The organism is Acetobacterium sp., assembly GCF_030652775.1.
Lineage (GTDB): Bacteria > Bacillota > Clostridia > Eubacteriales > Eubacteriaceae > Acetobacterium.
Genome location: NZ_JAUSPS010000030.1, coordinates 1 through 12758, shown reverse-complemented (window position 1 = coordinate 12758; position 12758 = coordinate 1). Strand labels below are relative to the sequence as shown.

The following is a 12758-nucleotide window of genomic DNA, read 5'->3' as shown; positions in this document are numbered from 1 at the left end:
TGGAGAGTGACTTCAGTGGAATTCAGAGATTTAAAAACCCAGTATCAAAAATATAGACATGAAATTGATGGCGCCATTCAAAAAGTTCTGGAAAAGGCTGACTTTGTCAGTGGCGCGGAAATTCGAATTTTAGAAGAACGGCTGGCTGAATACGTTGGCGTCAAACATTGCATTTCCTGCGCCAATGGCACAGAAGCCATGACATTGGTGTTGATGGCCTGGGGAATTGAAAAAGATGACGCGATCTTTGTACCGGATTTTACTTTCTTTTCAACGGGTGAAGTGGTTTCTTTAAGAGGCGCAACACCGATATTTGTTGACGTCGATCCACATACCTTTAATATCGACACGATAAAATTAGAAAAAGCCATTCAAAGGGTAATAAAAAAAGGTGAACTCAAACCAAAAGCTATTATTCCAGTTGATCTATTTGGTCTGCCGGCAGATCATAATGAGATTGGCCGGATTGCCGAAAAATACAATCTGCTCGTTTTGGAAGATGCAGCCCAGGGTTTTGGTGGTAGCATTAACGGTCAGAAGGCCGGTAGTTTTGGTCATGCTGCCACAACATCATTTTTTCCGGCCAAGCCACTCGGTTGCTATGGCGATGGCGGTGCGATTTTTACGAATGACGATCAATTAGCCAGTCTGCTTAATTCCTATAAGGTTCATGGTAAAGGAATAAATAAGTATGATAACGTCAGGATTGGACTAAATTCACGGTTGGACACCATTCAGGCAGCGGTGTTAAATGTCAAACTAACCGTATTTATTGAACATGAACTTGAGGATATTAATAAAATCTATCGTCTCTATAACAAAAAATTGGCCGGAGCTGTCGGAATCCCGGTGATGCCGACGGGTTATTACTCCAGCTTTGCTCAATACACCATTAAACTAAACAATAAATCTGAACGCGACGCCCTAAAAACCAAATTAAGCGAGCATAAGATTCCGAGTATGATTTACTATTCAAAACCAATGCACCGACAGGAAGCTTTTAACAATCGGGAGTATGATGAGTCCGACTATCAGGTCGTTAATCAGCTTTGTGACACGGTCTTATCATTACCGATGCATCCCTATCTGAGTGAGGAAGAAATCGATGAAGTTTGCAGTTTGATTCTGAATCGTTAGAGGATCCGGGAGATGAATGTTTTACATGTGAATTCCTATTATGCCCAAGGATTTTTTTATAAGCATTTGTATGACGAACAGATACGAACAGGAATGGCCATCGATGTTTATGTTCCGACGCCGATTGCGGTCAATCGTGATCTGGGAAACTATACAACAATCAGCGTTAACCATAAAAAATACGATCGCTATTTATTCCATTTAAAACACACAAAAATATATCGGGACATAAAAAAAACATACCGACTTGATGATTATACGGTGGTTCATGCCCATTCATTATTTTCCAATGGCTACATCGCCATGCGGATAAAAAAGGACTTTGGCATTCCCTATATCGTTGCAGTGCGGGATACCGATGCAAATGTGTTTTTTAAACAGATGATCTGGCTGCGAAAACTCGGGATTAATATTTTGAAAGAAGCTTCCCAGATAATTTTTCTGTCAACAACATATCGCGATGCCGTGATTAAAAAATATCTACCAGCGCATTTGCAAGATGAGATTCTCGCCAAATGCGCAGTTATTCCCAATGGCATTGATAAATTCTGGCTTGATAATCTGGGGGCTCCCAAAATAAGTCAAGACAATAACAGGCTGAACTTGTTATTTGTTGGCTTAATCAATAAAAGAAAGAATATTCCAGCAACCATCAAAGCGATTAAACGATTGATTCTTCAGGGATATGATGTGACATTTACGGTAGTTGGTAAAGTCAACGACAAGTCAATGTTTGAGCAAATTGAAAAGGAAGATTTTATCCAATATATTTCGCATTGTTCCAAAGAGAAGTTGATTGAGATTTATCGAAGCAATGACATATTTGTGATGCCTTCGATTACGGAGACCTTTGGACTGGTTTATCCCGAAGCAATGAGTCAGGGATTACCAGTGATTTATACAAAAGGACAAGGTTTTGATGGTCAATTTTCCGATGGGGAAGTAGGGTTTGCGGTAAATTGTTTCGACGTTGAAGACATTGCCGATAAGATAATCCAAATAAAAAATCACTACAATGATTTGTCGCAAAATGCTGTAACGAATGCCCGAAAATTCTGCTGGTCTGATATTTGCCGGGAATACAAAAAAATATATGAAGCGATCGGGCAAAAATGATTTTGATGAAGGGGGGAGGCCATCATGCAAAAAAAACATATCTGTTTTGTTGTACCAAACTACCCGACACAGAATGATCCGGTTTATACCTTTGTGAGAGAGCTGGTCTGCTCAATTGCCGAGCGGGGATATCCATGTTCAGTAATCGCACCACAAAGTATCTCAAAAAAGCTACTGAAAAAAAAATCAGCCCGGCCTCAATTTTGGCAGGATTATGTAAAAGAAGGGGTATGGGTGGATGTTTATCAGCCCCGCGTACTGTCGTTTTCAAATCTTAAGATTTTTGGAAGGAACCTTTCGGCACTCTTTGCCCAAAAAGCAGTTATTCGTGTTTTTTCAAAAATTAGGCCACGGCCTGATATTATCTATGCTCATTTTTGGCATTCTGGTGTAACAGCTGGTATAATCAGTAAAATGTATGAGATTCCTTTTTTTGTGGCAACAGGTGAAAGTAAGATTTGGGTGGAAAGTCTCTTTACCCGCAAAACGATTCAAAAATCCCTTGCTGATATAAATGGTGTGATCTGTGTATCAACCAAAAATATGGACGAAAGCATTGAACTGAAACTTGCTTCGCGAAATAAGATGATCGTAATTCCAAACGCCATTGACCCGGAAAAATTCTACAAAATCGATAAACGTGAAATCAGAAATAAACTGGGATTCAGTGCGGATGATTTTATTGTTTCATTCATGGGTTCATTTGATCAACGCAAGGGTATTTTACGTTTATCGGAAGCAGTGAAACAAGTGGAACAGACGAAAGCAATTTTCATTGGATCGGGGGATCTCACACCAACAGGTGATGAAATTGTGTTTATGGGCAAACTCCCTCACAATCAGATCTGTGAATATTTAAACTGTACAGATGCGTTTGTTTTGCCAACCCTGGCTGAGGGATGCAGTAATGCGATTCTTGAAGCAATGGCCTGTGGATTGCCGATTATTTCTTCCGATCTCAGTTTTAATGATGATATCTTAAATGATCTTTATGCCATCCGGGTCGATAGCATGGATATTGTAGCCATAGCTGGAGCAATCAGAACTTTAAAAAATGATGAAAATCAGCGTAAAAGAATGGCAACAAGTGCTTTGGCGCAGTCACAAGAATATCATATCAATAATCGCGCTGAAAAGATATTGGGGTTTATTAACAATGCGATTAATGACGAAAAAGAGGTTCAAAATGATAACCAGGAAATCAACTAATTCGATAGTGATATTAGGTTTGGCACTGACATTTATTATTCTCGGTCTATCGAATGTTCTATTTTTGATGATTGGAATTATCATTGCCAGTAGCTACATCTTTATCAGTGGGGCGGAAGGGATTTATGGTTTGTTTTTTATGCTGCCATTTTCTCCAATCATGAAATTAGCGCCAGGGGGGAATACTTTTTTTAATGTTCTCATTGCGGTGTACATCCTCAGGATGCTTTTTTTGAATCAGAAAACCAAGATAACACTCTATCAAATCCTAGCGATTCTCGCACTTATTATTTTTTCCCTGCTTAATACAGGGGACCCAAGTTTGGTAAAGCTGGTGGAGCTGGTTATTTATTTTGTGTTGGCATTTTTAGTAATGAATACTAAGGAAAATATTGATGTGCGGAAATTATTGATGTTTTTTGTAGCCGGCATCATAATTGCATCAATTTTAGGGTCTTTTAGCGAGTTAATACCTGGTCTAAGCGGTTTTATGCGAGAAACCCGGATTAAATTGGAAGATGGTGATGTAATTGGCAGATTTGCAGGAATTCAGACAAATCCAAACTTCTATACCATGGACATAACGATTGCAATTGCTGCGTTATTATATATGATCGGCATGAAAAAACATCAGTGGTATGACTATGTTTTAGTGATAATTTTATTAGGATTTGGAATATTATCGTTAAGCTTATCTTTTATGCTCGCAATGGGCGTGGTATTCTTACTCTATTTAATTTTCAAGATCGTTCAATTGTCGAAATTATCCTTTGATGTCAATGTTATTTTAAGAGGTATCTTTTTTATCGCACTGACATTATTTATTATTACTGAAATTAGCAATCTACCTTATATGGATATTTATTACCAACGATTGGGAATCGGTAGTTTTGTTGATCAGAGCCTATCGGATCTTACTACGGGTCGTTCAGATATCTGGTCAGATTATTTAAGCTTGTATTTTAGTGACTGGCGAATTTTTCTGATGGGAGTGGGCTACTCGGTTGAGGCTTATAATTTAAGACAGGCACATAATTTCTTCCTCGAACTCTTAGTGCATTTGGGGATCATTGGAACAATCCTATATTTTAATGTCTTGAACTCAATTTTCAAACCGTTTTCGATGAAAGTCAAAGGTCGAATGCTATGTCTTTTGCCTTTAGCAGCATTAATTTTTCGAGGGTTTGGGATAAATTTATTTTTTAGAGAAAATTTCATTTTTTATTTGATAATCTGCGCACTGATTATGGCTGATTATAATAATGTTGATAATTTGCGAATACCTCGAAATGGAGCTGCAGATGAAAAATAAAATAATATTTCTGGAGTTTAACGGAATTCCCGGTTCGGGAAAAACAACGCTGTCAAACAGGGTGATTACGGACATGAAAAGTGCGAATTACCAAGTTGAATCCTATCATCAGGTAATTAAGAAACCAACCAAAAAAAAATTAAAACATCTGCTGCTGTATCTTTTTAGGATAAAACCTTCAAGTTTTAAAATAGGGTATTTAGCATTGATGTATCTGATTACAAATAAAAAACTCAACCAAGAAAACTGGTTAAGGGTGATTTCTTTAGTTGTGCTTTTTGATTTTTATCAAAAAAAAAGCCGGGACAATAGCGAAGAAGTTATTTTAGTTGATCAGGGAATTGCTCAACAAATTATTTCTATGCTTTACGAGTCTGAGCTGATTGCGGACAAATATGTCAAAAAATTAATTAGATATGCGAAAAAGAAAGATCTGGGCATATTCATTGTCAATGTTGATCTTGATATCAAAGAGTCTTTTAAGCGATTGACTCAGCGAAAAGGAAATATTTCACGGATACAGAAGCTAAATGAAGAAAACGCCATACATACTTTAACCATCCAGCAAAATAATTTTAATAAAATCAGAAAGATTATTGAAGAACTGGAGTTGGAGAGTATTGACGTGAATACCCAGGCGTGTATCGAGGAAAACGTGTTGCTGATAGAAGGTTTTATAATGAAAGTTCGAAAGCAATGGCCTAATAACAGATCCAGATTATCCTATATCGATGATTTAAGAGGTGAATTACCTAAATCAGAGGTCTTGCTTATGAAAAATAAAGTAATGGTCAGTGTGAATTGCATCACCTATAATCATGAGAAATATATAGCCGAAGCTTTAGATAGTTTTATTATGCAAAAAACTAACTTTGACTACGAGATATTGATCCATGACGATGCATCGACAGACAAAACTGCAGAAATTATCTGCGAATATGAACGAAAATATCCTGATTTAATAAAACCGATCTATCAAAAGGAGAATCTTTATTCAAAAGATGTTGATGTTGATGATCTGAACACCGAAAGAGCAACTGGAAAGTATATTGCTTTGTGCGAAGGTGATGATTATTGGACAGATCCACTTAAACTTCAGAAACAAGTTGATTATATGGAGGCTCATTCTGATTGTACACTTTGTGTTCATGCTGCATATATTGTCAACGTGTACGGCAGAAAGATAAAACCGATACGACCACATGTGGGGAATAAAATATTTGCAATCGGAGAAGTAATTGAAGGCGGTGGCGGATTATTTGCAACAAATACGATGATGTATCCGCGTTATTTAGATACCAATAAACCAGATTTTTATAAAAAGGCACCAGTAACGGATTATCCCTTAGCTATTTACCTTGCTTTAAAAGGAAAAGTTTATTATATCGATGAATACATGGCGGCATATCGGAAAGGTGTTAGTGGCTCCTGGACAAATACAGAACAGTCAAGTCTTGAAAAAATAATCAAACACGTTAATAATACTGAAATAATGTTGGAGCATCTTAATCAGCACACGAATTATCAGTATGAGGAAGCAATAAACAACAAAAATAATATAAACCAGTTTAAAATTATGATTGCGCAAGAACGATTTGAAGCATTAAAGGAAGGCAAATTCAAAACAATTTTTAAAAACCTGAAAAAAAGGGAAAAAACCAAGATATTGATTAAACAGTACTTTCCACGGTCAGTAAGAGGCTATAAAAAGCTGCGGAAAAAGTATAAACTGAAGTGAACTGATATGTCGGATTATCAAGTAGATTATTAGAAATGAACTTCGCCATTATGGAGTGTGAAATTTGCCGATAGAGCATATAAAAGTATAGGCGCTATTGTTATTTCACGAGATGAGTTTCTTAGATTCTGGATAAAGCAAGGAGGTTCCTAAAATGATTGCGAATTGGAGTGCTTTGTTTGAAAACTGGGATTTGATACAAGCTGTGCTAAATCATCGGGATGGTTTGACTACGAAGTGAAAGGAGACTTGACATGAAAGACCAAATCAACGTAACACGGTCATCGATGCCAGAATTCGAAGAGTTTGTGGCGGAAATAAAAGAGCTTTGGGACACGCACTGGCTGACAAATATGGGCGTAAAACATAAGGAATTCGCAAAATGTTTAAGAAACTATTTGAATGTAGAAATGGTTACACTACTAGCAAACGGTCACCTTGCGCTTGAATGCGCTATTGCCGCCTTCGATCTCCAGGGAGAGGTGATTACGACTCCTTTTACCTTTGCGTCAACCACCCATGCGATCGTCAGAAATGGTCTAGACCCAGTATTTTGTGATATCAATGAGGACGATTATAATATCGATGTAGGAAAAATTGAAAGTTTAATTACCGAAAAAACCTGTGCAATTGTTCCCGTTCATCTGTATGGAAACGTATGTGATATAGAAACTATCGAAAAGATTGCTCAAAAATATAATTTGAAGGTGATCTATGATGCAGCCCATGCGTTTGGAGTAACGGTAAACAGTATCGGCATCGGTAATTTTGGTGATGCGTCAAGCTTTAGTTTTCATGCTACAAAGGTTTTTAATACCATCGAAGGTGGTGCCGTTACCTACAATAATAGGGAACTGAAAAAAGTCCTCTACTTTCTCAAAAATTTCGGGATTACTGGACCGGAGTCAGTGGAGTTTGTCGGTGGTAATGCAAAGATGAATGAGTTTCAGGCAGCAATGGGAATTTGTAATCTCCGTCATATCGATACAGAAATTATCAAGCGTCAGCAAGTAGTTAAACGGTACAAAGAGAATTTGGGGAATGTCAAAGGGATTAAGTTAGTCAAACCACAAGTTGGTGTTAAAAGTAACTATGCTTACTTACCGGTAGTATTCAGTGGAGAAGTTAATTTACGGGATTGTGTTTTCGATGAGCTGGAACTCAATAATATTATTCCCAGAAAATACTTTTATCCACTTACGACTGACTATCAGTGCTATGCCAATCGATTTAATTCCAATCTTACCCCAATAGCAAAATATATTGCTGATCGGGTTTTGACTTTGCCACTTTACGCTGATTTAGAGTTGAAACAGGTTGATCGTATTTGCTCTATAATCGAGACACGATTATAAACAAGGCAATTCTGTACGCTAATCAACGGTAGAACGAAATTTTAGCAAGGAAAATGATTCGTTTATAATTGCTTGAGAAAATATTGTTGTATTAAAAGAAGATGAACTTTTTAATTAGTGGGAATTGCTAAGTGAAAGCGGGTAACAGGGGATGAAGGAATCCAACAAAGATAAGGCCTTTTTAGGCGTTTACTGGATGACAATCATGGGATTGGCGAGTGTTGTGATCAGGTTGTTGATCACAATGATTTTGTCAAGATTATTACTACCAAAAGAATTTGGTCAGGTCGCAACGATTCAGATCATCATCAGTTTTGCAGAAATATTCTGGATGATGGGAGTGGGAAGCGCCATCGTCCAGAAAAAACAGTTGTCAGACGACTATATCGCAACAGGGAATACCCTAAACTTAATACTGGGCCTCATTATTTATGTGACCATCTTCATTTTTGCATCCTTTATCGCCGGGATTGTCGGATCAGATAATATTACTATGTTGCGGGTTCTTTCGATCGTATTTGTTGTTCATAGCATTTCAGGGGTGTCAGAAGCATTGCTTCAAAAAGAAATGCGATTTAAAGTCATCAGCATCATAAATACGGTGGCGGCTGTTGTGAATGGAGCCGTTGCAATCATACTTGCCTTTAATGGATTTGGTGCATGGTCGCTTGTGTTTGCCCAGATTATCAGCGTTGTGATACAAACGGTACTGTCAATAGTCAATAAGCCCATCAAATTTAAATTAAAAATTGAAAAAGGATCGGCAAAAGAACTGCTTAATTTTGGAACCGGATACGCACTTTCGAAGGTATTTAATAATATTGCCAATCAGGGGGATTATTTTGTCGTGAGTCAAACGCTTGGAAGTGCAGCTTTAGGATTTTATAATCGAGCCTATCAATTGTTACTGGTACCCACAAATCTGATTGCCACAGTGATGGAACGGGTTTTGTTTCCACTTTTGGCCATGTATCAGGATGAACATGAAAAAATCCGCTATGTCGTAATGAATTTAACAGCATTGATTGCAATTCTGGCTTTTCCAATTACGATTATATCATTAACGATGGGGTCTGATTTAGTTCAAGTGGTTTTGGGTTCGAAATGGGTTGAAACCATCCTCCCCTTTAAAATACTGATTATCAGCTTATTTTTTAGAATGGCATATAAAATTGGGGACGCTCTGGTACGTTCGTTGGGAGCGGTCTATAAACGGCTATGGGTACAAATTGTGTATGCATCACTGGTTATTGGGGGGGCATATATTGGTAAAGAATGGGGAATCGTCGGGGTTGCAGTGACAACAACAATTGCAATTATCATCAACTATTTTATTATGACGTTGCTGATTGGGCATTTGGTTGAATTGAAAATGAGAGAATTATTAGGGTATTTAACCCCGATAATTCTTGTCAGTGCAGTCATTGGGGGCATCAGCTTTCTGATAAGTAGTCCTGTAGCAACTTTACCCTATGCTCTGGTCAGACTGATTGTAATGACTTTAGCAGTCGGCTTGATGTATCTGTTTGCTTTTAAGTTCTTTATTATTAAATATATGCCTGAAGATTTCAAGGGTTTTATTAGTATTGTAAGAGATCAAACGATCAATAAGCTTGTGCCTAAGAATAAGAATACCAAATAATTGAACCTGGAAGAAGGATTATGGACGATAAGCAAATAAAATCTAAAGTGATTTCATCTTTGTTCTGGAAATTTATGGAGCGACTAGGAACTCAGGGAATACAATTTATTGTTCAAATTGCTCTGGCACGCCTCATATTACCAGAAGAATATGGCACAATTGCCATAATTGCAATTTTTATCTCATTTGCCAATGTGTTTGTTCAATATGGATTTAATACAGCACTTATCCAAAAGAAGGATGTAAATGAAACTGATTTTTCATCCGTGTTTTTTTTAAGTTTAGTGGTAGCTGGGTTATTCTATACGATCTTGTTTGTTTCGGCACCACTGATTGCCGAATTTTTTGAAAATACAATGCTCATACCGTTGCTTCGAGTCTTGTCGATAACATTGTTTTTAGGCGGTTTGAATTCAATTCAAAATGCCGTTATCGCTAGAAATCTGGAGTTCAGAAAATTGTTTTACAGTAGTCTGGGTGCGGTTGTGGTTTCAGGAATCGTCGGTATTGCGATGGCTTACAATGGGTTTGGTGCATGGGCACTGGTAGCCCAACAGCTAACAAATCAATTGATGGTGGCATCGATTCTGTGGTTTACAGTAAGGTGGCGGCCAGGTTATCTTTTTTCCTTAGAAAGTTTGAAAGGTCTTTTTTCATTTGGTTGGAAACTATTAGTTTCGGCACTCATTAATATGCTATATAACAATATCCAGAGCTTATTTATAGCAAAAATTTACAATCCGGCGATGTTGGGTTATTTTAACCGTGGGCAGCAATTTCCATCACTGATTGTTTCAAATATTAACGGATCAATTCAGTCGGTTATATTTCCGGCTCTGGCGCTCAAACAAGATAACCTACACCGTGTCAAGGAAATGGTCAGAAGAGCGATTGTGACCAGTGCTTTTTTTATCTTTCCGATGATGGTTGGACTGGCTGTAGTAGCAGAGCCCCTTGTTAAAATTCTATTGACTGATAAATGGCTGCCCAGCGTTCCATTTTTGCAGATTTCCTGTGCAGCGGTTGCCTTATGGCCAATACACACAGCAAATCTTCAGGCAATTAATGCCTTAGGACGCAGTGATATATTTTTAAAGCTGGAAATTGTTAAAAATATCGTTAGTCTTGCAATACTGGGAATATCGCTATATTATGGCATCTATGCCATTGCCGCCGGGATGTTTTTAAGCAGCGTTGCGTGTTCATTTATTAATGCCTATCCCAATAAAAAGTTGTTAAATTACAGTTACATACAACAGTTGAAGGATGTAATGCCGTCGCTTTTATTGTCCCTGGCAATGGGGGCGATTATCTATTGTTTTTCATGGTTTAATATGAATCCCGGATTAACATTGACAATTCAGGTATGTGTTGGAGTCTTAATCTATTTTGGAATGGCAAAAATATTAAATTTTGAATGCTTATCTTACTTAATGATAACGGCGAAAGAGTTGTTCGATAATAGAAAGAAGCGTAAATAAGATAATTATCGGAAAAATATTAAAAAGTGCGGTCAGGATTAAAAAGTGAGGAATCAGAATGGATATTTCAATAATGCAACCTTATTTATTCCCCTACATTGGATACTATCAAATGATTAATTGTTCAGATTATTTTGTTATAGCGGATGATGTGCAGTTTATAAAAAAAGGATGGATAAACAGAAACCGGATATTATTAAATGGAGAACCGTCAATGATCACATTACCACTAAATCGAGATAGTACGTATCTGAAAATATATGAACGGAGTTTTGAAAATCAAGCTGGCTCAAAGCGGAGGATCACATTTCTGAACAAAATAGTGAATTCTTATCGAAAGGCACCAGAGTTCACAAACATCTATCCCCTTATTGAAAAGATAATGCGTTTTGAAAATTATAATGTAGCTGAGTATTTACATAATAGTATCAAAGAAATTTGTTTTTATCTGGATATAAAAACGGAAATTATTGTAGAGTCGTCACTTAATCTATCACCTGAAATGGAGTATCAGGAATCAGTAATTTATGTATGCAAAGAATTGAAAGCGGATCGATATATTAACCTGATCGGTGGAATGGATTTATATTCAGCAAAAAAATTTAAAAATAACAATATACTCTTAAAGTTCATAAAAACAAGAGAAACGCTTAAGTATCGGCAATATAACAATAAATTTGTTCCGAATTTATCGATCATTGATGTGATGATGTTTAATTCCAGGAAGGAGATTAAAGCACTGCTAACAGAATATGACCTAATTGATGGCAGGGATTAGTTATTTCTATGACTGATAAAGGAATTCATTGCGATCGGCTATGCAATACCGCTTTTGTGACCATTTTCCAAAACTGGAAATATTCTCGTGCTAGGGGCTTAAAGGGTTCTAAATATCGAATGAGAGAAAGTGATTTGCGTGTCAAGACTAACAATCCATAAAATCACATACAAGATATTGATAAGAATACTTAACAATATCAATATCCTGTATCCATGAAGGGTAGTTATGAAATGTTATAAAAAATGTGAAAATGTATTGACTAAATTATGGATGTGTGATACAGTGACTATAAGAAAATTAAATAACTTAATATTCGAATATTTATCTATTAAAAGTAATTTTGACAATAATAATTCTGTTCAAAGGCATACTGTTTAAGGAAAGAACTTTGTTAGTCAATTAGTTACTGCTCGCTGAGTAGTTCATGTGTTGATTTGTTTTCTACGATAAAAGCAAATCTGGTGAAAGTCAGAGACGCAAAGTTAGAGGGCCTGTAAAATGGCAGCCAGCTACCGAAAGGAAGGTATCATACTAAAACAATGTTAAAGAACCCAATTTAATATCTATCGTGGAATAACTTTCCAACGATAAAGGCAAACCTGTTGAAAAATAGGGACGCAAAGCTAGAGGGCCTGTAAAATGGCAGCCAGTTACCGAACGGGGAGTTTTTTATTTGCAATTCATCGTTATTCAACGAAATGGCAAACCAATTGAAAAGTTGGGACGCAAAGCTAAGGGCCTGTAAAATGGCAGCCAGCTACCGAAAGGAATACCATCATGAAAAAAATATCTGTTTTTTTAGTCACATTATTTGTGTTATTTAGTGTTATGCCTGTAAATGGAGTATTTGCAAAGGTTAAACATCCGAAAACGCCAGTAGTAACACCACCAGTAGTTACAGAACCAGTAGTTACAGAACCAGTAGTTACAGAACCAGTAGTTACAGAACCAGTAGTTACAGAACCAGTAGTTACAGAACCAGTAGTT

Annotated in this window: 10 protein-coding genes and 3 riboswitches; all 10 genes read left to right on the top strand. The window is 36.9% G+C overall.

Features of this window, described 5'->3' with window-relative positions; genetic code table 11:
* The first annotated feature begins 15 nt into the window (after nucleotides 1–15).
* Nucleotides 16–1137, top strand: coding sequence for a DegT/DnrJ/EryC1/StrS aminotransferase family protein (locus Q7J41_RS05185; RefSeq protein ID WP_304885896.1), 1122 nt, complete (start codon nucleotides 16–18; stop codon nucleotides 1135–1137).
* Nucleotides 1138–1149: 12 nt separating this feature from the next.
* The gene (locus Q7J41_RS05180) at nucleotides 1150–2253 is read left to right on the top strand and encodes a glycosyltransferase family 4 protein (RefSeq protein ID WP_304885894.1); all 1104 of its coding nucleotides are present in this window, start codon (nucleotides 1150–1152) and stop codon (nucleotides 2251–2253) included.
* Nucleotides 2254–2277: 24 nt separating this feature from the next.
* Nucleotides 2278–3462 (top strand): glycosyltransferase family 4 protein, encoded by a 1185-nt coding sequence (locus Q7J41_RS05175; RefSeq protein ID WP_304885892.1) that lies wholly within the window; start codon nucleotides 2278–2280, stop codon nucleotides 3460–3462.
* Nucleotides 3440–4774, top strand: a complete 1335-nt coding sequence (locus tag Q7J41_RS05170) for an O-antigen ligase (RefSeq protein WP_304885890.1) — start codon at nucleotides 3440–3442, stop codon at nucleotides 4772–4774. Before Q7J41_RS05175 ends, Q7J41_RS05170 begins: the two co-directional genes overlap by 23 nt.
* Nucleotides 4764–6512, top strand: coding sequence for a glycosyltransferase (locus Q7J41_RS05165; RefSeq protein WP_304885888.1), 1749 nt, complete (start codon nucleotides 4764–4766; stop codon nucleotides 6510–6512). The genes Q7J41_RS05170 and Q7J41_RS05165 overlap by 11 nt, the downstream gene beginning before the upstream one ends.
* Nucleotides 6513–6766: 254 nt before the next feature.
* On the top strand, nucleotides 6767–7867 hold the full coding sequence (locus Q7J41_RS05160; protein WP_304885886.1) for a DegT/DnrJ/EryC1/StrS aminotransferase family protein: 1101 nt from the start codon (nucleotides 6767–6769) through the stop codon (nucleotides 7865–7867).
* Nucleotides 7868–8018: 151 nt separating this feature from the next.
* Nucleotides 8019–9509, top strand: a complete 1491-nt coding sequence (locus tag Q7J41_RS05155) for a lipopolysaccharide biosynthesis protein (protein WP_304885884.1) — start codon at nucleotides 8019–8021, stop codon at nucleotides 9507–9509.
* Nucleotides 9510–9529: 20 nt separating this feature from the next.
* On the top strand, nucleotides 9530–10990 hold the full coding sequence (locus tag Q7J41_RS05150; RefSeq protein ID WP_304885882.1) for a lipopolysaccharide biosynthesis protein: 1461 nt from the start codon (nucleotides 9530–9532) through the stop codon (nucleotides 10988–10990).
* A 58-nt stretch (nucleotides 10991–11048) separates the two neighbouring features.
* Nucleotides 11049–11768, top strand: coding sequence for a WbqC family protein (locus Q7J41_RS05145; protein WP_304885880.1), 720 nt, complete (start codon nucleotides 11049–11051; stop codon nucleotides 11766–11768).
* 444 nt (nucleotides 11769–12212) lie between these two features.
* Nucleotides 12213–12288, top strand: a riboswitch (cyclic di-GMP riboswitch).
* A gap of 65 nt (nucleotides 12289–12353) precedes the next feature.
* A riboswitch (cyclic di-GMP riboswitch) is annotated at nucleotides 12354–12429 on the top strand.
* Between the two features lie 32 nt (nucleotides 12430–12461).
* Nucleotides 12462–12536, top strand: a riboswitch (cyclic di-GMP riboswitch).
* 12 nt (nucleotides 12537–12548) lie between these two features.
* Nucleotides 12549–12758: hypothetical protein (locus Q7J41_RS05140; protein ID WP_304885878.1), on the top strand; the 210-nt coding region annotated here is incomplete at its 3' end.

What these genes read in the sequence shown, in the direction of transcription:
- Q7J41_RS05180 (WP_304885894.1), top strand. Translation starts at nt 1,150, where the DNA reads ATGAATGTTTTACATGTGAATTCCTATTATGCCCAAGGATTTTTTTAT.
- Q7J41_RS05175 (WP_304885892.1), top strand. Translation starts at nt 2,278, where the DNA reads ATGCAAAAAAAACATATCTGTTTTGTTGTACCAAACTACCCGACACAG.
- Q7J41_RS05170 (WP_304885890.1), top strand. Translation starts at nt 3,440, where the DNA reads ATGATAACCAGGAAATCAACTAATTCGATAGTGATATTAGGTTTGGCA.
- Q7J41_RS05165 (WP_304885888.1), top strand. Translation starts at nt 4,764, where the DNA reads ATGAAAAATAAAATAATATTTCTGGAGTTTAACGGAATTCCCGGTTCG.
- Q7J41_RS05160 (WP_304885886.1), top strand. Translation starts at nt 6,767, where the DNA reads ATGAAAGACCAAATCAACGTAACACGGTCATCGATGCCAGAATTCGAA.
- Q7J41_RS05155 (WP_304885884.1), top strand. Translation starts at nt 8,019, where the DNA reads ATGAAGGAATCCAACAAAGATAAGGCCTTTTTAGGCGTTTACTGGATG.
- Q7J41_RS05150 (WP_304885882.1), top strand. Translation starts at nt 9,530, where the DNA reads ATGGACGATAAGCAAATAAAATCTAAAGTGATTTCATCTTTGTTCTGG.
- Q7J41_RS05145 (WP_304885880.1), top strand. Translation starts at nt 11,049, where the DNA reads ATGGATATTTCAATAATGCAACCTTATTTATTCCCCTACATTGGATAC.